This is a genomic window from Kribbella sp. CA-245084 (assembly GCF_050942355.1).
Taxonomy (GTDB): domain Bacteria; phylum Actinomycetota; class Actinomycetes; order Propionibacteriales; family Kribbellaceae; genus Kribbella.
Genome location: NZ_CP192053.1, coordinates 7,545,896 through 7,568,642, shown reverse-complemented (window position 1 = coordinate 7,568,642; position 22,747 = coordinate 7,545,896). Strand labels below are relative to the sequence as shown.

Annotated in this window: 26 protein-coding genes; 14 read left to right on the top strand and 12 right to left on the bottom strand. The window is 67.5% G+C overall.

The window, feature by feature from the left end; genetic code table 11:
• Nucleotides 1-50 precede the first annotated feature (50 nt).
• Nucleotides 51-1,466, top strand: a complete 1,416-nt coding sequence (locus ACQPYH_RS36020) for a M28 family metallopeptidase (RefSeq protein ID WP_432880809.1) — start codon at nucleotides 51-53, stop codon at nucleotides 1,464-1,466.
• On the opposite strand, the gene ACQPYH_RS36015 is transcribed toward ACQPYH_RS36020, so the two are convergent.
• Nucleotides 1,463-1,981 (bottom strand): hypothetical protein, encoded by a 519-nt coding sequence (locus ACQPYH_RS36015; protein WP_432880806.1) that lies wholly within the window; start codon nucleotides 1,979-1,981, stop codon nucleotides 1,463-1,465. The two genes, ACQPYH_RS36020 and ACQPYH_RS36015, sit on opposite strands and share 4 nt — an antisense overlap.
• A 59-nt stretch (nucleotides 1,982-2,040) precedes the next feature.
• Entirely contained in the window at nucleotides 2,041-3,192 is a 1,152-nt protein-coding gene (locus tag ACQPYH_RS36010) for a phosphotransferase (protein WP_432880803.1), read from the bottom strand.
• 54 nt (nucleotides 3,193-3,246) lie between these two features.
• Here ACQPYH_RS36010 and ACQPYH_RS36005 point away from each other — a divergent pair, with 54 nt between their 5' ends.
• The 3 genes from ACQPYH_RS36005 (at nucleotide 3,247) to ACQPYH_RS35995 (ending at nucleotide 5,272) form a co-directional block, all read left to right on the top strand.
• On the top strand, nucleotides 3,247-3,696 hold the full coding sequence (locus ACQPYH_RS36005) for a MarR family winged helix-turn-helix transcriptional regulator (protein WP_432880800.1): 450 nt from the start codon (nucleotides 3,247-3,249) through the stop codon (nucleotides 3,694-3,696).
• A 281-nt stretch (nucleotides 3,697-3,977) separates the two neighbouring features.
• On the top strand, nucleotides 3,978-4,901 hold the full coding sequence (locus tag ACQPYH_RS36000) for a phosphotransferase family protein (RefSeq protein ID WP_432880798.1): 924 nt from the start codon (nucleotides 3,978-3,980) through the stop codon (nucleotides 4,899-4,901).
• Between the two features lie 41 nt (nucleotides 4,902-4,942).
• The gene (locus ACQPYH_RS35995; RefSeq protein WP_432880796.1) at nucleotides 4,943-5,272 is read left to right on the top strand and encodes a hypothetical protein; all 330 of its coding nucleotides are present in this window, start codon (nucleotides 4,943-4,945) and stop codon (nucleotides 5,270-5,272) included.
• A 294-nt stretch (nucleotides 5,273-5,566) separates the two neighbouring features.
• Here the strand turns inward: ACQPYH_RS35995 and trhA are convergent, their stop codons facing one another.
• On the bottom strand, nucleotides 5,567-6,262 hold the full coding sequence (trhA, locus tag ACQPYH_RS35990; RefSeq protein WP_432880794.1) for a PAQR family membrane homeostasis protein TrhA: 696 nt from the start codon (nucleotides 6,260-6,262) through the stop codon (nucleotides 5,567-5,569).
• A 260-nt stretch (nucleotides 6,263-6,522) separates the two neighbouring features.
• On the opposite strand from trhA, the gene ACQPYH_RS35985 reads away from it, so the two are divergent.
• The 4 genes from ACQPYH_RS35985 to ACQPYH_RS35970 all read left to right on the top strand — a co-directional run bounded on the left by ACQPYH_RS35985 (nucleotide 6,523) and on the right by ACQPYH_RS35970 (nucleotide 11,646).
• A complete protein-coding gene (locus ACQPYH_RS35985) occupies nucleotides 6,523-7,302 on the top strand; it encodes an isoprenyl transferase (protein ID WP_432880792.1) in 780 nt (259 codons plus the stop codon).
• Nucleotides 7,303-8,732: 1,430 nt separating this feature from the next.
• Nucleotides 8,733-10,064, top strand: coding sequence for a PhoH family protein (locus ACQPYH_RS35980; RefSeq protein ID WP_432880789.1), 1,332 nt, complete (start codon nucleotides 8,733-8,735; stop codon nucleotides 10,062-10,064).
• Between the two features lie 214 nt (nucleotides 10,065-10,278).
• A complete protein-coding gene (locus ACQPYH_RS35975) occupies nucleotides 10,279-10,983 on the top strand; it encodes a hypothetical protein (RefSeq protein WP_432880786.1) in 705 nt (234 codons plus the stop codon).
• A gap of 18 nt (nucleotides 10,984-11,001) precedes the next feature.
• Entirely contained in the window at nucleotides 11,002-11,646 is a 645-nt protein-coding gene (locus ACQPYH_RS35970) for a hypothetical protein (RefSeq protein ID WP_432880784.1), read from the top strand.
• Here ACQPYH_RS35970 and ACQPYH_RS35965 read toward each other — a convergent pair.
• Nucleotides 11,631-12,008, bottom strand: coding sequence for a DUF3224 domain-containing protein (locus ACQPYH_RS35965; protein WP_432880782.1), 378 nt, complete (start codon nucleotides 12,006-12,008; stop codon nucleotides 11,631-11,633). The two genes, ACQPYH_RS35970 and ACQPYH_RS35965, sit on opposite strands and share 16 nt — an antisense overlap.
• 78 nt (nucleotides 12,009-12,086) lie before the next feature.
• On the opposite strand from ACQPYH_RS35965, the gene ACQPYH_RS35960 reads away from it, so the two are divergent.
• The 4 genes from ACQPYH_RS35960 to ACQPYH_RS35945 all read left to right on the top strand — a co-directional run bounded on the left by ACQPYH_RS35960 (nucleotide 12,087) and on the right by ACQPYH_RS35945 (nucleotide 14,887).
• A complete protein-coding gene (locus tag ACQPYH_RS35960; protein ID WP_432880780.1) occupies nucleotides 12,087-13,490 on the top strand; it encodes a class II fumarate hydratase in 1,404 nt (467 codons plus the stop codon).
• 84 nt (nucleotides 13,491-13,574) lie between these two features.
• Nucleotides 13,575-14,153 carry a DUF402 domain-containing protein gene (locus ACQPYH_RS35955; protein ID WP_432880777.1) on the top strand — a complete coding sequence of 193 codons (579 nt, stop codon included), beginning with the start codon at nucleotides 13,575-13,577 and terminating at the stop codon, nucleotides 14,151-14,153.
• Entirely contained in the window at nucleotides 14,153-14,671 is a 519-nt protein-coding gene (locus ACQPYH_RS35950) for a hypothetical protein (RefSeq protein WP_432880775.1), read from the top strand. The genes ACQPYH_RS35955 and ACQPYH_RS35950 overlap by 1 nt, the downstream gene beginning before the upstream one ends.
• A gap of 57 nt (nucleotides 14,672-14,728) precedes the next feature.
• Nucleotides 14,729-14,887, top strand: coding sequence for a hypothetical protein (locus tag ACQPYH_RS35945; protein WP_432880773.1), 159 nt, complete (start codon nucleotides 14,729-14,731; stop codon nucleotides 14,885-14,887).
• Nucleotides 14,888-14,889: 2 nt separating this feature from the next.
• Here the strand turns inward: ACQPYH_RS35945 and ACQPYH_RS35940 are convergent, their stop codons facing one another.
• From ACQPYH_RS35940 to ACQPYH_RS35930, 3 genes are all read right to left on the bottom strand, one after another.
• Nucleotides 14,890-15,318 carry a nitroreductase/quinone reductase family protein gene (locus tag ACQPYH_RS35940; protein WP_432880771.1) on the bottom strand — a complete coding sequence of 143 codons (429 nt, stop codon included), beginning with the start codon at nucleotides 15,316-15,318 and terminating at the stop codon, nucleotides 14,890-14,892.
• A gap of 45 nt (nucleotides 15,319-15,363) precedes the next feature.
• The gene (locus ACQPYH_RS35935) at nucleotides 15,364-17,028 is read right to left on the bottom strand and encodes a fumarate hydratase (RefSeq protein WP_432880769.1); all 1,665 of its coding nucleotides are present in this window, start codon (nucleotides 17,026-17,028) and stop codon (nucleotides 15,364-15,366) included.
• A 109-nt stretch (nucleotides 17,029-17,137) separates the two neighbouring features.
• Complete coding sequence (locus ACQPYH_RS35930; protein WP_432880767.1) at nucleotides 17,138-17,455, bottom strand: hypothetical protein; 318 nt, start codon at nucleotides 17,453-17,455, stop codon at nucleotides 17,138-17,140.
• Between the two features lie 97 nt (nucleotides 17,456-17,552).
• Between ACQPYH_RS35930 and ACQPYH_RS35925 the strand changes: the two genes are divergently transcribed.
• Nucleotides 17,553-18,248, top strand: a complete 696-nt coding sequence (locus tag ACQPYH_RS35925; protein WP_432880764.1) for a DUF1707 SHOCT-like domain-containing protein — start codon at nucleotides 17,553-17,555, stop codon at nucleotides 18,246-18,248.
• Here the strand turns inward: ACQPYH_RS35925 and ACQPYH_RS35920 are convergent.
• The 4 genes from ACQPYH_RS35920 to ACQPYH_RS35905 are packed head-to-tail and all read right to left on the bottom strand — an operon-like array spanning nucleotide 18,245 to nucleotide 21,377.
• On the bottom strand, nucleotides 18,245-18,730 hold the full coding sequence (locus ACQPYH_RS35920) for a hypothetical protein (protein WP_432880762.1): 486 nt from the start codon (nucleotides 18,728-18,730) through the stop codon (nucleotides 18,245-18,247). The two genes, ACQPYH_RS35925 and ACQPYH_RS35920, sit on opposite strands and share 4 nt — an antisense overlap.
• Entirely contained in the window at nucleotides 18,730-19,227 is a 498-nt protein-coding gene (locus ACQPYH_RS35915; protein ID WP_432880760.1) for a hypothetical protein, read from the bottom strand. Before ACQPYH_RS35915 ends, ACQPYH_RS35920 begins: the two co-directional genes overlap by 1 nt.
• Nucleotides 19,228-19,272: 45 nt before the next feature.
• Entirely contained in the window at nucleotides 19,273-20,061 is a 789-nt protein-coding gene (locus ACQPYH_RS35910) for an ABC transporter ATP-binding protein (protein ID WP_432880757.1), read from the bottom strand.
• Nucleotides 20,049-21,377, bottom strand: a complete 1,329-nt coding sequence (locus tag ACQPYH_RS35905; RefSeq protein ID WP_432880754.1) for a 2-isopropylmalate synthase — start codon at nucleotides 21,375-21,377, stop codon at nucleotides 20,049-20,051. Before ACQPYH_RS35905 ends, ACQPYH_RS35910 begins: the two co-directional genes overlap by 13 nt.
• 183 nt (nucleotides 21,378-21,560) lie before the next feature.
• Here ACQPYH_RS35905 and ACQPYH_RS35900 point away from each other — a divergent pair, with 183 nt between their 5' ends.
• A complete protein-coding gene (locus ACQPYH_RS35900; protein WP_432880751.1) occupies nucleotides 21,561-22,229 on the top strand; it encodes a FadR/GntR family transcriptional regulator in 669 nt (222 codons plus the stop codon).
• Nucleotides 22,230-22,276: 47 nt separating this feature from the next.
• On the opposite strand, the gene ACQPYH_RS35895 is transcribed toward ACQPYH_RS35900, so the two are convergent.
• A complete protein-coding gene (locus ACQPYH_RS35895; RefSeq protein ID WP_432880748.1) occupies nucleotides 22,277-22,747 on the bottom strand; it encodes a hypothetical protein in 471 nt (156 codons plus the stop codon).

The window sequence follows — 22,747 nt, the reverse complement described above, 5'->3', positions numbered from 1 at the left end:
CACCGCCCGGGTCCGTGCCCCGGATCCCTTTGGCCGAAGGAGATCGGTCTATGAACAAGCTCCTCGTCGCCGCGCTGGGCACCGCACTGGCGGCCGGCGCGCTGATTGCCCACGGCAACGTCGCTACCGCGGCGGAGTCTCCGGACATTTCGGTCACCAACACCAAGGCCCATCTCGACCAGCTGCAGTCGATTGCCACCAGCAACGGCGGTAACCGGTACACGGGCCGGCCGGGGTACAAGGCATCCGCCGACTACGTGAAGGCCAAGCTCGACGCGGCCGGCTACACCACCACATTGCAGTCGTTCAGCACCTCGGCGGGTACGTCGTACAACGTGATCGCGGAGTGGCCGCACGGCGACGCGAACCACGTGGTGATGACGGGTTCGCACCTGGACAGCGTGAGTGCTGGTCCGGGGATCAATGACAACGGCTCAGGCAGCGCCGGCGTACTAGAAACCGCCCTCGCTTACGCTGCCAGCGGCCAGACGCCCACGAACCGTTTGAGGTTCGGGTTCTGGGGATCCGAGGAGCTCGGCCTGCTCGGATCGAAGTACTACGTGAACAACCTGCCCGCGGCCGAGCGGGACAAGATCGAGCTGTACCTGAACTTCGACATGATCGCCTCGCCGAACCCGGGGTACTTCGTCTACGACGACAACCCGGCCGGCAACGGCGCTCGTGACGACCTGGTCTCGTACTTCACGAGTAAGAGCGTGCAGACCGAGTTCATCGACGTACAGGGCCGCTCCGATCATGCGGCGTTCCGTTCGTTGGGCATCCCAACGGCCGGGACGTTCTCCGGCGCCGAGGAGACGAAGACGTCCGCCCAGGCGACGAAGTGGGGAGGTACTGCGGGGCAGGCGTTCGACCCGTGCTACCACCGGTCCTGCGACACGATCAGCAACCTGGACCTGACCTCGCTGGACCGCCAGATCGATGCCATCGGCTACATGATCTGGACGTACGCGCAGAAGGACTACACCGGCGGCCCGCCGCCGACCGGTGACAACCTCTTGCAGAACCCAGGCTTCGAGTCCGGTACGGCGAACTGGACGGGGACGACCGGCGTGATCACCAGCAACACCGGTCGACCGGCCCGCACCGGGACCTGGAAGGCATGGCTGCAGGGGAACGGCCGCAGCAGCACCGAGAACATCGGTCAAGCGGTCGCGATCCCGGCCTCGGCGACAGCGTCCGCGTTGTCGTTGTGGATCCGGATCGACTCCGCCGAGACCACCTCGTCGACGGTGTACGACACGGTCAAGGTGCAGGTCGTCAACGGCTCCACGACGACCACGCTCGCGACGTACTCGAACCTGAACAAGAGTACGTCGTACGTGCAGAAGACGCTCGATCTCTCGCCGTACAAGGGAAAGACGGTCACGGTGAAGTTGGTCGGCCAGGAGGATTCGTCCTTGCAGACGAGCTTCGTGATCGACGATGTCGCGGTGACCGCGAGCTAGATCTTGGTACAGAGCTTGCCTGGTGGGATGGCGGCTTCGGTGAGCAGTTCGTTCACCGGGGCCGCCAGCGGCTTGACCTTCGGGTCCTCGATCCGGGCAGTCTTCCCGTTCGCCGTGACCGCAAGGATCATGTCGTCCGGGTGCTTGGTGGTCGGTTTGGTCGCGACCAGACTGGCCCAGTCGACCTGCTGAGCGGCCGCGGTGATGGTCGCCAGCAAGGTCGGATCCAGCTTGCACCGGATCGTTTCCTTGCCGCGCGCGCTCACCGTCGCGACGCCGTCAGGGCTGATCAGCACCTGGTCGTCGAAACCGGCGAACCCTCCCTTGCGGCTGACGGTCAACGGCAGACCGGCGCCGACCGGCGTCGACTGCGTGACACTCGCGGTCGGCAACGTCGGTGCTGTCGGCGTGTTGTTGGTCGTGGGCGTGCTGCCCGCGCCGGACTCGCTGCCGCATCCGCTCAGCACGAGTCCTGCCAGGGCGGCCAATGCTGTGTATCTGCTCAGGTTCGTCACGCACTATGGATACACGGAGGCGGGGCGTTCGTTGCAGCTGTGACAGGACTGAAATGTTCTCAGATCACCGGTGAGACCAGGTCGACCATTGCGCGGGTCAGTTGGACACGCTGCTCGAACAGCTCCTTCGACGCGTCGGCTTGGCCGAGTAGCTCCAGTGGCAGTGCAGTGAACGCTGCGCGGACCAGTAGCGAGCCCAGGTACCCGTACAGCACCTCGTCCTCGGTCACCTGCATCCCCTCGGCCTTCAGCCCGTCCTGGAACGACTTGAGGATGACCTTGTGCACCATGGGCAACGCCTCAGGTGCCAGCTCGCCGGCATGGGCCAGTCCGATCAGCAGCTGCCCCAGGTCGAACCCGACGGCCTGCGGGCAGTCGAAGCCCCAGTCGATCACCACGAACTCGTCCGGCTTGTCCTGCGGTACCAGGAGGTTCTGCGGGCTCGCGTCCCCGTGCTGGTAGCACTGCGGCAACGCCTCGAGCGCATCGAGTACTGCGGGGATGCGCTCGCCCAGCTCGAGCAGATCGTCACGTAGGCCGTGCTCGCCGAGGTTGCAGACCGCTCCGCTCAGCAGTGGGTGCTTCCAGGTCTGGGGGTCCGCCAGCGCGGGCAGTGCGGCATGGCTGACCCGGCCCTCCGAGTAGAAGCGCAGTCCGATGCCTGGGGTCGTGACGTGCTCGCGGGGGAGGAACGGCTCGACCATGTGCGGCTGGCGGCGCGCGGACAGGCGTCCCAGCAGGTACGCCGCGCGCTCGAACCGGTCGATCGGCCACGGACCGGGTTCCTGGGTGATGTTCTCCATCCACAGCGTCGCGCGGTCGTCGTCGTACACGTCGATCCGGAACGCTGTTGGGAGGCGAAGGCCGTCGGGGAGGAGGGCGGCGATGTCGCTGCGGTGGACGGCGATCTCCAGTTGCCAGGGCACGTTGTGGATGAACAGCGCGCGGAACTCCTCGGGCAGCGAGTCGATCATCGGCCAGTGCCGGACCGACTGGAACTTCTTCACGAAGCACGACCACTTGACGCCGTCCGCGGTCCCGAAGACCCGGTTGAGCGACTCGGTGCTCGGCGTACCGATCGGGTAGTCGACAGGCTCGACCCGTACGTCGGCGGGCACGGCGTGCGGATCGCCGGTGATCGTCCGGACCAGGGCAGTGAATTCGTCGTCCGGCAAGGCATCTCGCCCCAGCGGTTCGAGTGCGGTGATCATGATTCCCCCCAAGGAAGTAAAGCCACCTTACTAACTGCATAGTAAAGTGGCTTTATGACTTCCGTCAACGACGTTTCGGGCCGGGTGCAGGGCCCGTGGTCCGGACACATCGCAGGCCTGCTCGGAGCCGCCCTGAAGCGCATCCGCGAGGAGATCCTGGCCGCCTCCGAGGACCTCTACCCCGGACTACGCGTCTCGCACTACCGCCTCCTCGAGATGATCCCGCCCGACGGCGCCCGCATCACCGACCTGGCCGAGGTCGCGGTGATGACCAAACAGGGCCTCGGCCAACACGTCGACTACCTCCAACGCCTCGGCTACGTAGAATCCGACCGCCTCCGCGCCGACCGCCGCGTCCGCCTGGTCCGCCGCACCCCCAAGGGCGACGAGGCAGCCGCCTACAGCCAAGCCGCCATCGAACGCGTCGAAGAAATCTGGTCGGCCCGCCTAGGCCCCGCCCGCTACGAAGCCCTCCGAGAAACCCTCCGAGAACTAGGCAGCTAGGGGTACTCCGAGAAAGGACACGCCTTCGGCGCGGCTGTCCTGTTGGCCGGCTTCGCCGGTGGGGTGAGTGTGGTGGCGAGCTGGTGATGGGGTAGAGGTCACGCCTTCGGCGCGACTGCCTTGTTGGTCGGCTTCGCCGGCGCGCAGAGTCTGGTGGGGTGCTCACGCACTCCCGGCGAGATGGCGCACATCCGGGGGAGGGGACGCGCACCTTGCCTACACGCCTGCAGCGCCGGACAATCCCGGTGCGTCGATGGGCTCCGCGGCCTAGAGTGCGGCGGGTGGATCTTTCGCAGTTCGGTACGCCGGCCGGGCCGATGGTCCGTGTCCACGGTGGGTTCGCCAACCGGATGTACCGGCTCGACACCGACCAGGGGTCGTTCGCGGTGAAGGAGCTGAATCTCGTCGACCGCCGCTGGGTGTATCGGATCGAGGATGTGTTCAGGTTCGAGCGGGCAGCTTTCGCCGCCGGCGTTCCGATGCCAGAGCCGATCTTGGCCGGCCACAATGTGCTCGTGCACCGGTGGGTCGACGGGGAGACTGTTCCCGAAGCGCCGGTGTCGGCGGCGTACGCGTTCGAGATCGGTGAGATCCTCGCTCGCCTCCACGGGCTCGACGTCGAGTGGACTGACACGTCGACCGAGGATCCGATGCCACGGGACTGGCCCGAGCTCGCAGAGCGGGCGGCGGCGACCGGGCAGCCGTGGGCCGAGGAACTCGCCTGCCAGGTCGAGACGTTTCTCGCCATGGCGTACTTCGTCGACACCTGCGAACGGCCGGGCTCCGTCGTACTGACCCACAAGGACATCCAGCCGTGGAACCTGCTCGCTCGAGAAGGTCGGCCGGTACTGCTCGACTGGGAGCTCTCGGGGAGGCTCGATCTGGCCGGTGAGCTCGGCTCAACCGCGCTGAGCCTGTCGAAGGGACCGGGCTTCGACGACATCCAGCCCACCATCTTCCGTTCGGTCCTCGACGGCTATGTCGCAGGGGGTGGAGTGCTGCCGCCCTCGGGACCGAGCTGGTTCGTGTTCATGATCGGCGGCTGGCTGGGGCACACAAGGTGGAACGTCATCCGCTGCCTGGCCGGTGTCGAGGTGGGTGCGGGCCCTGACCTCGCGCTGTCACACGAGTCCGTACGCAATGGCCTGCACGGTCTACCCGACGTGTTCAGCCGCCTACCAGAGCTTGAGACGCTGCTCGTCTGACCGTCCGCCAAAGTACGTCTGCGCGTGTCAGAATGCCGAGCATGGGCGGATTGTCGTTGCGGTCAGAAGACTCGTTTCTGTCGATCGCAAGCCGCGGATCGATCCTGTCGATCGGATCGGTCGGCTCGGTGCTGAGCATCGGATCGGTCGGCTCCGCACTGTCGGTCGCGTCGGTCGGATCGACCCTCTCCGCCTTCTCGGCCGGCTCGGTGCTCTCCGTCGGTTCGGCACTCTCGGCCCGGTCCCGCTGGTCGTTGCTGAGCAGCGACGGCGACCACGACGTACTGAAAGCACCTCCGCGCCGCGGATTTCGGGCAGCCGGCGGCGTCGCGCTCGTCGTACTCCTAGCCGCCTTGAGCCACAAGCGTTAGAGCTCCCGAAACACCCGAGTCGTGGCAAAAGGCGGGCACCATCATCGCCGAGTCGTGAGAGTTGGCTCGTCGGAGCGACCCCTATCCACGACTCGAGATCCGGGCCGCCGCCGTACGCCACGACTCGGCGGACCGGCCGCCGGCGAACCCGGCCGACAAGTCAGCCGCGCCGGAGGCGTGTCCGGTGTGTGCTGGCCTGTCGTCGGCTAGCTCGCCGGGCCACCAGCCTGAGGCGACGATCCCGAGCCCCGGCGGAGCCGGCAACAAGTCAGCCGCGCCGGAGGCGTGTCCGGTTTAGCCGGCGTGGTAGGTGGCGATGCTGACGGCGATGTAGTGGCAGATGAAGGCGGCCACGGTGAAGGCGTGGAAGATTTCGTGGAAGCCGAACCAGCGCGGGGACGGGTTCGGGCGCTTGGTGCCGTAGACGACCGCGCCGATCGAGTACAGCCCGCCGCCGACCGCGATCAGGGTGACGACCGCGGCGCCGCCGGCGTGGTAGATGTCGCCCATCCAGAAGATGGCGACCCAGCCGAGTGCGAGGTAGATCGGCGTGTAGATCCAGCGCGGTGCGCTCAGCCAGAAGATGCGGAACAGGATGCCGGCGGTCGCGCCGCCCCAGACCAGGCCGAGCATCAGCAGCCGGTCCTGGCCGTGCAGGAGGACCATGCCGAGCGGGGTGTAGGTGCCGGCGATCAGCAGGAAGATGTTGCTGTGGTCCAGGCGGCGCAGGATCGCCTCGCCGGTCGGGCCCCAGTAGAAGCGGTGGTACAGGGCGGAGATGCCGAACAACAGCATCGCGCCTGCGGTATAGACCGCAGCGGCCAAGCGCGCGTTGGCATGCGGAGCCAGGCAGATCAGGACGATGCCGGCGGCAGTGGCGAAGGGAAACGTGCCGGCGTGCAGCCATCCGCGGAGCTTCGGTTTGAGCGGGCCGAGCCGGCCGGAGAGCCGGTGACCGAGTTCCTCGGGCTGGGCGCTGGTAGCGGTCATCGCCGTCCTTTCGAGGGGTGCCGGGCGGTTTATACCTACGCAACCGTAACCTACGGAACCGTAGGTTGCATGGGTCAGAAGGATGAAATGTAGGCGACGTCACCCGATCGGCGCACCACCACCCGTGTTTACGACGCACGAACTGCGAGGAAAGTTCGGCCTCACTGGCAGCTTTCTGTGTGGCACTCCGAGGGCTCTCACCCACACCGAGATGTGGGCTAGCCTCGTGACCGAGAGTCTTTGAGGAGAGCAACCTGCCCATGCGGACACCTGGCAAGCAGAAGCTGCGCGACGCGGTCTACGGCCTGTACGAGCGCCGGCTGATGCGATCGCTGTCGCCGGACCGGATCCCGCGGCATATCGGCGTCATCATCGACGGCAACCGGCGCTGGGCCCGGCAGGTCGGCGACCCGGTATCGCGCGGCCACGAGGCCGGGGCGAACAAGATCTCCGAGTTCCTCGAATGGTGCGACGACGTCGGCGTCAAGATGGTCACGGTGTGGATGCTGTCGACCGACAACCTGACCCGCCCGGCCGACGAGCTGGAGCCGCTGCTGCGGATCATCGAGCAGACCGTCCAGGAGCTGACCGCGATCGGCCGCTGGCGGATCCACCCGGTCGGCGCGCTCGACCTCCTGCCCGGCAGTACTGCGGAGGCCCTGAAGGCAGCCGAGACCGCGACCCACGACAACGAGGGCCTGTTCGTCAATGTCGCCGTCGGGTACGGCGGACGTCGCGAGCTCGCCGACGCGGTCCGCTCGCTGCTCCTCGAGGAAGCCGCGAAGGGCATATCGATCGAGGAGCTGGCCGACCGCGTCGACGTCGAGCACATCGCCCGGCACCTGTACACGAAGGGCCAGCCGGACCCGGATCTCGTCATTCGTACGTCGGGTGAGCAGCGCCTCGGCGGCTTCCTGCTCTGGCAGAGCGCACTGAGCGAGTTCTACTTCTGCGAAGCGCTCTGGCCGGATTTCCGGCACGTCGACTTCCTTCGCGCGATCCGGAGCTACGCCCAGCGAGAGCGTCGCTTCGGTACGTGACGCCGCGTCCGCAGCGCGCACACGTCGTACGGCGGCGCAGGTAGTAGGCGTACGTCGCCGTACCGAGGGCCGCTCCCCACACGACCCAGAGGATGCCTGGGGCATTGATCGCCCAGTTGTCGCCGTCGAGGGGGAGCTGGGTGTTCATCAGTCCCGCAGGAATGAGTACGACGGCAACGATCGAGGCCGGGAGGATCGCGAGCAGCGGCGGGACCCGCTTGCCTGCCTTGAACCAGATCCAGCGCGGGTAGATCTCGCCCCAGCGGTGCACGAGGCCGTGGGTGAGGACGCCGCCGGCCAGCCCCATCACGGCTAGGCCAAGGCCCATCTCGAGCATGCCCGGCGTGTCGGCCATCATCTGGTGGAAATCACCGCTGATACCGACCGGCCAGCCGAAGTACCAGGCGACGCGGGTGAACTCGTACGGAAGGTTCGCCACGACCGCGATGCCCACCGCCCATCTACCCCAACGCAGCGCGGCAGACGGCGACTTCCATGCTGGTTCTGAAGCTCCTCGACCGCACGACACGCAGACGTCCCGGCTGCGCCGGTGGTACGCGATGGCGGTCGCGGCCCACAGGACGCCGCCGACGAACAGGATGATCAGGTTCACGCGATGCCAGTACAGGATGTCGCCGACGCCACCCTGCGCGCCCGGTACGCCGGTGAACGCGAAGACCACGATCGCGGGCGAGAGGGCAACGACCGCGATCAGTGTGTAGTCAGGGATCGCGAGCGCGAGGCCGACCGCGAGTACGGCGGCAATCGTCTGCAGGACCGATCCGCGCGGGCGCATCCGGGTCATCACGACCGCAAGTACGGCGCCGGCGAGCCCGATCGTTGCCATCACCGGCGCGAGCACGTGCACCGGCGTACCTTCCAGGATCGACGCGGTGGCGCGATCGTCGGGTACGTGCGCGAACGGGTAGCCCGCGCCGCCGAAGCTCCAGTACGCGCCGAGTACGCCGTACAGCAGGGACCATGCAGCGGTGGCGTACCCGGTCCACGACGGCCAGTTCTTCCTCATGTACCGAGCGTCGCCGGGCGGACCGGCGTACCGGATCACCCGCCGGAGTGAACCTGCTCCCTCGGCTGGTTGAACGTGTAACGCCCTGTTAACCCCGTGGCCTGGCGTGTCGGGCTGCGCCGTTTGCGGGGGGCTCCTACTCTGGCAGAGACGGTCGGAGGGGAAGCCGGCTGTCACGGGAGGCCCGATCAGTTTGAGAATCTCGTTCCAGCCGGTTGCCCCATGAGGGGCCGAACGGAGTCCCCGAGACCTCAGGTCCCGGACTCACTGATCGCCGTTGCCGCTCGTGCGGCGGCGCGGACGGGGTCAACACCGGACCCCGAGGGCGGCACCCGACCCATCACCTAACCACTGGCGGGCCGGGGCGAGGGTGTACGTCACGGCCTAGAAGAGGACGTGCGACATGGCCATCCACGCCAAGGCGTCAAGTACCTCATCAACACCGGACCAGCGCACCTTCGTGCTGGACACCTCGGTGCTCCTCTCGGACCCGCACGCGATGCTGCGGTTCGACGAGCACGAGGTGGTCGTCCCGGTGGTCGTTGTCACCGAATTGGAGGCAAAACGGCATCACCCGGAACTCGGCTACTTCGCCCGCACCGCGCTGCGACTGCTCGACGAGCTCCGGATCCTGCACGGACGTCTGGACGCGCCCCTGCCAGTGGGGGAGAAGGGTGGAACTCTTCGGGTCGAGCTGAACCACACCGACCCGGAGACGCTACCGGCCGGTTTCCGGCTCGGCGACAACGACAGCCGGATCCTGGCCGTGGCCTGCAACTTCATGGCCGAGGGCAAGGATGTCACGCTGGTCTCGAAGGATCTGCCGATGCGGGTCAAGGCATCGGCGTGCGGCCTGCAGGCGGAGGAGTACCGCGCTGAGCTCACCCTGGAGTCCGGCTGGACCGGGATGGCCGAGCTCGAGGTCGAGACGCACGTCGTGGACGACCTGTACGAGAACGGCTCCGTGGAGCTGCCGCAGGCGGGCGAGTTCCCGACGCACACCGGTCTGGTGATGCTGTCAGACCGTGGCAGCGCGCTCGGCCGGGTGATGCCGGACAAGCGGATCCGGCTGGTCCGCGGTGATCGCGAAGCCTTCGGGATCCGCGGCCGGTCCGCCGAGCAGCGGGTCGCGCTCGACCTGCTGCTGGACCCCGATGTCGGGATCATCTCGCTCGGCGGCCGCGCCGGTACCGGTAAGTCCGCGCTGGCCCTGTGCGCCGGCCTGGAGTCGGTGATGGAGCGGCGGCAGCACAAGAAGGTCATCGTGTTCCGGCCGCTGTTCGCGGTCGGCGGGCAGGAGCTCGGGTACCTGCCCGGCACCGAGTCCGAGAAGATGGGGCCGTGGGCGCAGGCCGTCCACGACACGCTCGGCGCGCTGACCAGCGGTGACGTGATCGACGAGGTGATGGACCGCGGCATGCTCGAGGTGCTGCCGCTGACCCACATCCGTGGCCGGTCGCTGCACGACGCCTTCGTGATCGTGGACGAGGCCCAGTCACTGGAGCGGAACGTGCTGCTGACGGTCCTGTCGCGTGTCGGGGCGAACTCGCGGGTCGTGCTGACCCACGACGTCGCCCAGCGGGACAACCTGCGGGTCGGCCGTCACGACGGCGTGGTCGCGGTGGTCGAGCAGTTGAAGGGTCATCCGCTGTTCGCGCACGTGACCCTGACGCGGTCGGAGCGGTCGCCGATCGCGGCTCTCGTAACCGAGATGCTCGACGACCTGCAGCTGTGACCGGGGCGGTGGGGCGGGGAAGGTATTTGTAAGGAGTGTCGGCGTTATTGGGTCATAACTTTCTGTAAAGCACGGGTAAGGATTCCGCGTTCGGTGCGGTCGCCACGCTGGCGGCCGCACCGTTCGTTCGTGACCTGCTTGTGATCACGCACGGTTTACGCCAGAGTATGTTCTCGTTGCAGCCGACGGGGGTCGGGTTTTCTCGGAAGGACAGATGAAAGCGAAGCGCTCCGTCACGGCTCTCGCAGTTACAGGGATCGCCGTAGTCTCCGTCGTCGCGGGTATCGACCTCTTCAGCTCCCCCGGGAGCAGCAGTGCCTCGGAGAAGGTCTCAGGGCGCGCGGAGATGGCCGTCATCAACAGCGGGAAGGTGCTCCCCGGCGCGGCCACGCCGTCGGCCGCGAAGCCGACCGACGCCGCCGACGCGGCCGCCGACGCGGTCCGGATGCGGAACCAGGTCGAGGCCGTCGCGCAGCAGCAGATCGTGCTGCAGGACGCGGCCGATCAGAAGAACGCCGCCAAGAACGCCGCCCTGCGCCGGTACGAGGCGCTGCAGCAGGCCGACCGCTCGGTCCAGGAAGAGCGGGCCAGCCGCGACGCGGAGCGGAAGAAGTACGAGGGCACGCCGAAGGAGGTCGCGATGAACCTCCTCCCCGACCACGGCTGGAGCGAGAGCCAGTTCAGCTGCCTGGAGAAGCTCTGGAACAAGGAGTCCCGCTGGAAGGTCAGCGCCGACAACCCGACGTCGACCGCGTACGGCATCCCGCAGGCGCTGCCCGGCAGCCGGATGGCGGCGTACGGCAAGGACTGGCGCACCAACCCGGTCACCCAGATCAAGTGGGGCCTGGACTACATCGAGGCCACCTACGGCTCCCCGTGCTCCGCCTGGGGCCACTCCCAGGCCAAGGGCTGGTACTGAGCTACCAGGCGATCGGGAGTGGCGGAGATTGCGCGGGCCTGCAGCGAGCGGGGTGAGCTTGTACTGCGGCGTCGGGAGGATGGGGCGCTGGAGCTGCGGGTGAATGGCGTCTTCGTGATGGACGACCAGGAGACGTCCAGCGAGGAGCTGTTGGCTTCGGCTGCGCTGGAGGCGGTACGGCGGCCTGAGCGTGTGATCGTTGGTGGACTGGGTCTCGGCTACACGGTCCGCACGCTCCTGGCCGACGCGCGCCTCGGTCAGGTGATCGTCGCGGAGATCGAGCCGGATCTGGTCGCGTGGATGCGCGCAGGCCTGGTCCCGTCGATCCTCGACGACCCGCGAGTCGGCGTGGTGGTCGGCGATGTGCGCGCTGTCGTCACGGATCTGCCCGACGCCTCCGTCGACGCCATCCTGCTGGACGTCGACAACGGCCCGGATTTCCTTGTTTACAACGAGAATTCAGCCATCTATACCTCTGACTTCCTTGCCACATGTCAGGTGAAGTTGCGCGCCGGCGGCGTCCTCACCGTCTGGTCGTCGTCTTCATCTGCGGCTCTGGAGTCAGCCGTCACGACGGTCTTCGGCAAGTGCCAGGTCACCCCCGTCCCGGTCCGTCTGCAGGACCGGGACGAGACCTACTACGTCTATCAGGGCAGCTCGTAGTCCACTGTGACCCGAGCGCCCTGCTCGTCGTGCACATACTCGACCGTGCCGGTCAGCCCGGCCAGATCTCCTTCGGCCGCAACGATCCGCCCAGGAGACGAACTCTGATCGGTCGTTGCCCCGTGCAGCATGACGAACGACCCTTTCCGTCCGCCGAGCGTCCCGCTGAAGCGCTCCATCGCGGTGTACGCCGCCGGGCCGTCCGCCGTCCCCGCCATCAACAGCTCGGCCGAACTGGTGCCCTCGAGGTCGCCGCCGGTGAACGTCTTCCCGACCGTTGCCCGCCCGAGCTGGATCGAACCTGCCTCGTCGTACGCCGCCTGGTCCCACTGGGTGATCTCGAATGCCTGGGTGAACTTCATCCAGTCCCCTCCTGTGTAGTTGTCCACAGCTTGTCTATCAGGGCGTTCCGACAACGCTCAGCGACGTACTCTGCAGGTATGGGTGATGACGTGGAATTCAGGATCGAGCACGACACGATGGGCGAGGTCAAGGTGCCTCGGGACGCGTTGTGGCGGGCGCAGACGCAGCGTGCGGTGGAGAACTTTCCGATCTCCGGGCGGCCGCTCGCGCCGGCGCTCGTGCACGCGCTGGCACAGATCAAGGCTTCGGCCGCGGTGGTGAACGCCTCGCTCGGCGTGATCGACGCGGGCCGGGCGGACGCGATCGTTGCCGCGGCGGACAAGATTGCTGCGGGGGAGTTCGACAGCGAGTTCCCGATCGACGTCTTCCAGACCGGCTCGGGTACGTCGACGAACATGAACGCCAACGAGGTCCTCGCGACCCTCGCCACCCGCTCGCTCGGCGACGACGTACACCCGAACGATGACGTCAACGCATCCCAGTCGAGCAACGACACGTTCCCGTCGGCGATCCACGTCGCCGCGACCGCCGGTGTCGTGCAGGAGCTGCTGCCGGCGCTCGAGCACCTCGCGGATTCCCTGTCTCGTAAGGGATCTGAGTTCGCCGACGTGGTGAAGTCCGGGCGGACGCACCTGATGGACGCGACGCCGGTGACCCTCGGCCAGGAGTTCAACGGGTATGCGCAGCAGATCCGCCGGGGTGCCGCGCGGGTGCGGGCGACTCTGCCCAGGGTCGCCGAGCTGCCGCTGGGCGGGACGGCGGTCGGCACCGGGATCAACACGCCGCCCGGGTTCGCGGCCGCGGTGATCACCGAGCTGAACAGGCGGACCGGGCTGGAGCTGACCGAGGCCGAGGACCACTTCGAGGCGCAGGGCGCCCGCGACGGGCTCGTTGAGCTGTCAGGGCAACTGAAGACTGTCGCCGTGAGCCTGACGAAGATCTGCAACGACCTGCGCTGGATGGGATCCGGGCCGCGCGCCGGGCTCGGCGAGATCTCGCTGCCGGACCTGCAGCCGGGCTCGAGCATCATGCCGGGCAAGGTGAATCCGGTGATCTGCGAGGCGACGCTGATGGTTGCCGCGCAGGTGATCGGCAACGACACCGCGATCACCGTGGCCGGTGCCGGAGGCAACTTCGAGCTCAACGTGATGCTCCCGGTGATCGCCCGCAACCTGCTCGAGTCCATCACGCTGCTGGCCAACAGCTCGCGCCTGCTGGCGGACCGTTGCGTCGACGGCATCACCGCGAACGTCGATCACGCCCGCGCGCTGGCCGAGTCGTCGCCGTCGATCGTGACGCCGCTCAACCGCTACATCGGGTACGAGAACGCCGCCGCGGTGGCCAAGAGCGCTTTGAAACAAGGGAAAACCATCCGCGAGGTCGTGATCGAGAACGGTCACGTCGAGAAGGGAGACCTGACCGAGGAGCAGCTGGACGCGGCCCTCGACGTACTCTCCATGACCCGGCCGGCGGACTCGTGAGCCAATTCTGGGAGCCGGGGACAACGATCGAGTGGGTGTACGAAGGGGACCGGGAGGCACGCGGACAAGCCGAACGTGCGACCGATGACGGTCGTGCGTGACGACGCGGACGGGCTCGTCGCCTGGCTCGCCCCAGGTACGCCGTTGCTCAAACCGGTCCTCGCCGATGGGCGGGAGATGCGGCACGCCGGTCCGGTCGGGATGTTCACCGAGGAGCGGGCGCTGAAGCTCGACATCTGGCACGGCACCGGCATCCTCAAGGTATCGCCGCCCGGGAAGCCGTGGTCGGTCTGGTACTTCTGGGGCGAGGACGGGACGTTCCTCGGGTGGTACGTGAATCTCGAGCAGGAGCACGTCCGCGACTGGGCATCCCGCCGTACCAGCACGGTCGATCACGTGCTCGACCTGTGGATGAAGCCCGACCGCACCATCGAGTGGAAGGACGAGGACGAGCTCGAAGGAGCGGTCACCGCCGGACGCTTCACTGCCGCCGATGCGGAGCGGATCGTTGGTGACGCCCACGCCGCCATCCGAGATATCGAGGCGTGGTCGTCCCCGTTCTCCGACGACTGGCAGTTCTGGACCCCGCCGCCCACCTGGCGCGTCCCCGCCGCACCGACGACCCACCAGCCCACCCTGATCGCCGAGGAACTGCACAGCTGATGCCCAGCGCCTTGCTTCTCACCGGAGGCGGTGGTGTCGGCAAGACCACCACGGCCCAGGCGATCGGCGGTGTGCTGACTAGCGCCGGCCACACCACCGGCGTACTGGACCTGGACGCCGTCGCCCAGTTCGGCGGTCCCAGGCGACCCGCGCCGGCTTCCGGCCTGCGCTTCAGCGACCACCTACGCATCGACAACCTCGCCGCCGTCTGGCGGACCTACCGAGCGGCAGGCGCCGACTTCCTGATCGCCAGCGGCCCAGTCTTCTCGGCCCAGCTCCGCGCCGCCTACACCGCTGCGCTGCCCGACTGCGCGGTGCAGGTCGTGCGTATCGTCACGGCACCCGAGCTGATCGAGGCTCGCACCCGCACCACCCGCGGCCCGCAGTGGGATCTGGCGACGGCCCTCGCCTTTGCCGAGACCCATCAGCCGATCGAGGACTTCACCGTCCACAACGACGGTGCCGTGGCGGACACGGCGGCGGAGATCCTCACGCTGGTGGGCTGGCCAGGGGGCTGACAACACAGGTGGGTCACGAGCGGTTGCAACTGGGGCGGATGGGCTTAGCTTGGAAGTATGTACACCATTGAGTTGGAGGCCGAGGAGCTGCAGCTGGTCCGCTCGGCGCTTGGGTGTTACCTGCAGGCCTTCGGCCACAACGAAGCAGATCTCGTCAAAGCCACCCGCGCCCTGCTTGCAAAGCTCCCCGAGCAGATGGAAACCAAGGCCGGCTGAGGTCACTCCTCCAGCGGTTCCAGGACGGCGACGGGGATCGTCCGCCGTGCCTTCGTCGCGAACCGGCCGATGCCCGGATCCTCGCGGAGGATGACGTCCGTCCAGACGGTGCCCCGCTCGGCACCGGTCAGTTCACGCGCGCGCATCTGCGAGTGTTCGGCGCCGATCTGCACGTCGGTCGATTCCGCCGCGCGAAGATTGCAGAACCAGTCCGGGTCCTGACGCGAACCCGACCCGGTTCCCCACACCAGCAGCCCGTCCGCGGTCTCGAGGTACCGCACACACGTCGACCGCGGTACGCCGGTGTGCCGGCCGGGCGTGGTGAGCATCAGGACATGGACGTCCTTGCTGCCACTCCCGAGGCGGCCGTCCGACGTCTTGTAGAGCCACACGCCGATCCGATTCCCGACCCGCAACATCCGCTTGCCCATCGCCACCACCCCCGTTTCTGAGGGTGCGACGATCGGGTCGTCAGGTCAACTACGCGGCCGCACAGTCAGCGGGACGGGCTTGCGGGTATCCGTGAAGAAGTCGTTGCCCTTGTCGTCCACCACGATGAACGCGGGGAAGTCCTCCACCTGGATCTTCCACACCGCTTCCATGCCGAGCTCGGCGTACTCCACGACATCCACGGACTTGATGCAGTCCTGCGCCAACCGCGCCGCCGGGCCGCCGATCGAGCCGAGGTAGAACCCGCCGTGCTCCTTGCACGCCGCCGTCACCTTCGCCGACCGGTTGCCCTTGGCAAGCATCACGAACGAACCGCCGGCCGCCTGGAACTGGTCGACGTACGCATCCATCCGCCCCGCCGTCGTCGGCCCGAACGACCCCGACGCATAGCCTTCGGGCGTCTTCGCCGGCCCCGCGTAGTACACCGCGTGGTCGCGCAGGTACTGCGGCATCTCCTCGCCCGCGTCCAGCCGCTCCTTGATCTTCGCGTGCGCGATGTCGCGCGCCACCACGAGCGGCCCGCTCAGCGACAGCCGCGTCTTCACCGGCAGCTTGGACAGCTCCGCGCGGATCTCGCTCATCGGCCGGTTCAGATCGATCCGTACGACGTCGGCCGCGTCGTCGAGGTGCTCGTCGGTGGTGTCCGGCAGGAACCGCGCCGGGTCGCGCTCGAGCTGCTCCAGGAACACACCCTCCGGCGTGATCTTCGCCAGCGCCTGCCGGTCCGCCGAGCACGACACCGCGATCGCGACCGGGCAGGACGCGCCGTGCCGCGGGAGGCGGATCACGCGGACGTCGTGGCAGAAGTACTTCCCGCCGAACTGCGCGCCGATCCCGAACTCCTGCGTCAGCTTGAAGACCTCCTCCTCGAGCTCCACGTCCCGGAATCCGTGTCCCACCGGCGATCCCGTGGCCGGCAGCGTGTCGAGGTAGTGCGCGGAGGCGTACTTCGCGGTCTTCAGCGCGTACTCCGCCGACGTACCGCCGACCACGACCGCGAGGTGGTACGGCGGGCAGGCCGCCGTACCGAGAGAGCGGATCTTCTCGTCCAGGAACTCCATCATCCGCGCCGGGTTCAGGACGGCCTTCGTCTCCTGGTACAGGAACGACTTGTTCGCGGAGCCGCCGCCCTTGGCCATGAACAGGAACTTGTACGCCGGGTCGGTGGTGCCCGGCGTGGAGTACAGCTCGATCTGGGCGGGCAGGTTGGAGCCGGTGTTCTTCTCGTCCCACATGTTCAGCGGGGCCATCTGGGAGTAGCGCAGGTTCAGCTTGGTGTACGCGTCGTACACGCCGCGGCTGATCCACTCCTCGTCGACCGCGCCGGTCAGCACGCCCTCGGACTTCTTGCCCATCACGATCGCCGTGCCGGTGTCCTGGCACATCGGGAGTACGCCGCCGGCCGAGATGTTCGCGTTCTTCAACAGGTCCAGCGCGACGAACCGGTCGTTCCCGGACGCCTCCGGGTCGTCGATGATCCGGCGAAGCTGCGCGAGGTGGGCGGTCCGCAGGTAGTGCGAGATGTCGTGCATCGCCTCCGCGGTCAACGCCTGCAGCACCTCGGGCTCCACCTGCAGGAACGTCCGATCGCCCGCCGTGAAAGTGCTGACACCTTCGGTCGTCAGCAGCCGGTACTCCGTCTCGTCAACACCCAACGGCAACAAATCGGAGTAGTTGAAGTCGGCAGACACAGGGCATACCTCCACAAGGACCGGACTGAACCCCTCAAAGCCTAGTTCTCCCCGCCGCCCGGCCCGACGCGACCTCCGTCTCACCCCCAGGTGAGGCAACCCTCACTCGTCAGCCCTTCACCACCCGCACCGCCGCGCGCAGCTCCAGCCCGAGCATCATCCGATGCCACGCCCGCTGGTAGCCGGTGGCGCCTGCCGAGAACTTGCCCGCCGGCGCCGACACGCGGTTGCGCATCTGGACCGCCACAGCCAGGACTCCGATTGCGCCGGCGAAGAACAGGACCGTTCCGATCACCATCACCAACGGCTCGGCCACTCCGGCCAGCTGGACGCTCAGGACGCAGACGACACCGATCAACCAGCTCAGCCAGCCGGCGAGGTACGTTCCTGCCAGCCTCCGCCCCAGGACACCTTCAGGCCATGTCATGTCGGACAGTATGAGCCCGGAACCAGGGTTGTGGTCAGGGGTGAATCGGGGGAGAAACCTGGCGGCAGCGGACTCCTGCCGCGCGTATGGTTTTGCCGTGGCTCAGGATGACGTTCCCCAGGAGAACCGACCGCAGGATGCCGTGCCCTCGCAGGCGGCGACCGGTGATGAACTGGCGTTGCGGCGGCGGGTGTCCGACCTCGAGCGGGAGGAGGTCGCCGACGTACTGCGCGAGGCCGCGGGCGAAGGCCGGTTGTCGTACGGCGAGCTGGAGGAGCGGCTCGAGACGCTGTACGGCTCCAAGACGTACGGCGACCTCGTCGAGCTGACGGCCGACCTGCCGAACGGTCCGCGCGCTCCGGGAGTCCCGTCGGTCAGCCCGCAGTACAGCGGCGCGATGGTCGAGACCGGCCCGGTGATCAATGTGTTCATGTCCGAGACCAAGCGGATGGGCAACTGGCTCGTCCCGCAGCGGCAGGAAGTGAACGCGGTCCTCGGCGACGTCACGCTCGACTACACCGAGGCGAACATCCCGTACGACGACATCCAGGTCGACGTGAAGTCGATCCTCGCCGACGTGAAGATCCGCGTCCCCGCGAACGCGATCGTCCTGCTCGACAGCAACCCGATCCTCGGCTCCGTCTCCGAACAGGAAGCCGGCCTCAAAGCCGTCCCCGACCCGAACGCCCAGCCGACGGCCCCCAAACGCTTCCACATCCGCGGCACCGCCATCCTCGGCGAGATCAAAATCAAACGAGGCCCCCGCCTCAGCAAACGCCTCGGCCTCACCTAGGACCCAGCCCAGTGATCGGCGAGCACCGTCGCCAACCACTGCTGGAAGGCCGGCATATCGCGAACATTCTGCTGGTTCAGCCGGACGCTCTTGGCGGACGTGTCCCACGGATGGACCAGTAACGACCGGCTCCCAGGTATCCCGGCCACGATCCCGATCCCTCGTACCGCGCTCCAGGGCAGGTATTTCCGCCGCCCGTACCGAATGCCTTCCCGATCCACCACCACACTCGGCCGCTGCGCGACGAAGCGGTATGCCCCGCTGCCGATGAAGCCGGCGAACAACGCCGCCCACAGGAGATCCCCGACGGCGTCTCGCTGCACGCCGTGGAGCAACAGGTTCAGCGCGGACAGCACCAGGCCCAGCACAACGACCGGGTACGCGACAAGCGTGGCCCGTCGCCGCAACGGAAACACCACTCGTCCGGTACGACGCAACTCCTCGTCCCAAACCTCCGCCGAAGCGTCCCCCATGTCCCGCATCACTCCACCCCACCTTCCTGCGCCACCTGGCGATGCTCGGCCAGCAACTCATCGAGCCAACTCCGGAACGCCGCAAGGTCGTTCACGTGCTGCCGGCTGAGGACGAGGTCCTTGGCCCAGACGTTCTTCGGGTGGATCGGTAGTTCGCGGAACGGGTTCTGGCCGCGGATCAGTCCGATGGAGCCGACGTCGGTCCACGGCATGAAGCGACGGCCGGCGCGGACACCGGTTCGGTCCACGACGACGTACGGGCGTTGGGTGATGAGCTGCCAGGCGACGGCGATCGCGATGCCTGCGTACCCGACGATGATCAGGTAGCCGAAGTACCGCCAGGCGCCTTCGTCGAGCATGTCCGGCAACCGGCCCATCAACAGCAAGGACGGCCCCAGCCCCAGAAGAACCGGGAACTGCAGGAACGACCACCGACGGAGCGGGAACTCGACCCGCCTGTTCCGGTGCCATTCCACCATCCACGCCTCAGGCAGGCGCTCACCCATCACCGCCACGTCGTCCCCCAGCCCTCGCCCCACCCCGAAGCGAGATCACTCTAAGGCACGGCGTGCTCCGGCGGTTGCGGTCCAGCGGCCTGCTTGGTGGGTGATTTTGATGGGGTGGTTGAAGGTTTGGGAGATGAGTGGGGTGGTGATCACGTCGTCTACTGGGCCGGCGGCGAGGATGCGGCCTTCGCGGATGAGGGTGGCGTGGGTGGTGCAGGTGGGGAGCTCCTCCAGGTGGTGGGTGACGAGGAGCCAGGCGAGATGGGGGTGGGTGGTGTGGATGTGGTCGAGGGTTTCGAGGAGTTGTTCGCGGGCGGCTACGTCCAGGCCGGTGGAAGGCTCGTCCAGGAGGAGGAGCTTGGGGTCGGAGATTAGGGACCGGGCGATTAACGCTCGGCCGCGTTCGCCTTGGGAGAGGGTGGGCCAGGGGGAGTGGGCCTGTGGTGTGACGCCCAGGAGGTCGATCAGCTCTAGGGCGCGGGCTGTTTGAGCGGGCGTTGGATCCCAGCGGGGCATGCGTTCGATGGTGCCGGTCAGGCCGGTGAGGACTACGTCGACGATGGACAACGGTGAGCGCAGCGGGTGTCGTGGATTGACGTGGCCGATGGACTCGCGGAGGGTGCGGATGTCGACAGTGCCGAGGCGCTTACCGAGGATCTCGACTGTGCCGCGGGTGGGGTGCGTGACCGCGCCGCAGAGGCCGAGCATCGTGCTCTTGCCCGCGCCGTTCGGCCCGAGCAGAGCCCATCGCTCACCTTCGCCGACCGTCAGCGACACCCCGGACAGCAGCAGTTTGCCGTCCCGGACGAAGTCGACATCTTTCAGTTCGAGCACCCGTAAACCTCCTCGTACAACGCCTTCAGCTCTTCCGCACTTGCTTCCCGCCCGGTCTCGTCCGTACGCCGCTGCACATGCTGCGCGAACTCCCGCTCCTGTGCAGCGGACAGCCGTACGCCGTACACAGACTCCAGCACGTGCGCGATCCCACCTTTACCCGACTGGCTGTTGACCCGGACGACGGCCTCGTACCCGCGCCCGACATCAGCCGGATCGATCGGCAGATAAGGCACATCCCAGAAGCCGTCACCCTGTACGGCGAACCCCTTGCGGATCGCGTCCTGATGCGTCCCGGAGAAGGCCGTGTAGACGAGCTCCCCGACGTATGGGTGCCGCGGGTGGATCGGCATCCGCGTGCAGTACTCGACCACGTCCCGGATCCGGTCGATGTCGGAGAAGTCGACCATCGGATCGACGCCCTGCGCGTGCAGGTTGAGCGCGAGCGTCGCGATGTCCACGTTCCCGGTGCGTTCGCCATTGCCGAAGATGCAGCCCTCGACCCGCTGCGCACCCGCGAGTACGGCGAGCTCGGCGCAGGCGATCCCGGTACCGCGGTCGTTGTGCGGATGCACCGACAGGATCACCCCGTCGCGCCGAGGCAGGTTCTGGTGCATGTACTCGATCTGGTCGGCGTACACGTTCGGCGTCGCGACCTCGACCGTCGCCGGCAGGTTCATGATCACCGGCCGCTCCGGCGTCGCGTCCCACTGCTTGGTGAGGTGATCCGCCAGCTCCAGCACGTAATCCGGCTCGGTCAGGTTGTACACCTCAGGCGAGAACTGGAACCGCACGGAATCGCCCGCCAGCCGCAGGATCTCCTCGGACCCCGTGTAGATCATCGACGCCAGCTCGTCCCGCGTACGACGCAGTACGACGTCCCGCCAGGTCGGCGCGGTCGCGGCGTACATGTGGATCACCACGTCGCCACGCATCCCGGCGACGGACTCGACCGTCCGAGCGATCAGATCCGCGCGGGCCGGGGTGAACACGACGATGGTGACGTCGGAAGGCACCAGATCCGACTCGGCGAGCAGTCGCACGAAATCGAAGTCGGTCTGCGATGCGGACGGGTATCCGACCTCGATCTCTTTGTAGCCGATGGCAACCATCAGCTCGAAGAACTTCCGCTTGCGCGACGGATCCATCGGCTCGGCCAGCGCCTGGTTGCCGTCGCGGAGATCGACCGGCACCCACAGGGGTGCGGTGGTGATCCGGCGCTCCGGCCAGGTGCGGTCGACCGGCGCGACCGGGACCTTGGCGAAAATGTCGCGGTAGCGGTGGCTCGGCATGGGGGAGGGCTGTTGGCGGTTCATGGGGGTGGTCCTTCCGGCGCAGTGGGAGGACCGGCAGACGAGTGCACTCCACGGAGGGAGCGCCGGTCGAATCAGCTCCCGCCGTGGCGGCCAAGAAGGAGGAGACCCGGAAGCTTGCGCATGCCGAGCACGGTATCAACTCCTCAGACAAGCTGACAACCTGAGGTGTCATAGAATGCCGAGATGATTCGCCGTCACCCGCTGGCCGAGCAAGCCGCCGAGGAGCTGCTGCGCCGCATCGGGAGCGGTGAGTGGACGATCGGCGCCAAGCTCCCCGGCGAGACCACGCTGGCCGCCGAGCTAGGCGTCGGCAGGTCGACGATCCGCGAGGCTGTGCGCGAGCTCGCCGGCCGCCGCGTGCTCGAGAGCCGTCAGGGCGCGGGTGTGTTCGTCATCGCGCTACAGGCTGCCGAGGACTGGGACAAGGTGCTGCGGAAGGCCGACATCACCGACGTACTCGAGGGCCGGCTCGCGATCGAGACCGAAGGCGCCCGGCTCGCGGCGTCCCGTCGTACCCCGGCCGACCTGAAGAACTTCCGCTACACGCTGACGGACCGCAAGCGCGCAGCGCTGAGCGCTCCGGACGACTGGTACATCGAGGCCGATATGGCGTTCCATCGCGCGGTCGTGGTCGCCGCGCACAACGCCGTACTCACGGAGCTGTTCGACTCGTTCGCACCGCGGATCCGGGCCGCGATGATCGACATGCTGAAGCTCGACGACCAGCACCGCCACCGGCACGACCAGGCTGCCCACGCGGCGATCGCCGAAGCCATCCGCCTCCAGGACCCCGACCTCGCCGCAGCCCGCTCCCGCGCCCACCTCAGCGCAGTCCGCAGCACCCTGACCTAAGCAGCACCCTGACCTAAGCAGCACCCTGACCTAAGCAGCACCCTGGCCTAGTCGCGGTGCTGATCCAGGAGTGATCGCAGCCAAGGCGTCAGCGCTTCGAGGTCCTCGACGTTGTCCTGCGGGATCGAGATCGGGCGGGTACGCCGGTCCGCCGGGTTGACCTGCACCGTACGGGCGAGCGGCAGACCGGTCGGCCCGTCGATGCTGGTGATCCCGGACCACGGCAGGTTGCGCCCGCGGGTGATGCCCTCGGCGTCGACCGTGATGACCGGGCGGTTCGTGATCAGCTGCCACGCGGTGAGCGCCGTACCGTAAACGAAGGCGGCGAGCGCCGTCAGCCGCAGTACGCCGAGCGCACCAGAGACGCCGTCAGCGCGAAGATGGTCGACGTTCGTCCAAGCGGACAACACCATCAGCAGCGCGAAGCCGGCCAGCCGGATCGCCAGCCGGCCGCGGCGTGGCAAGAACACCACGCTGCCCTTGGACTCCAGCTCGGACGCCCACGTCTCCGCCGACAT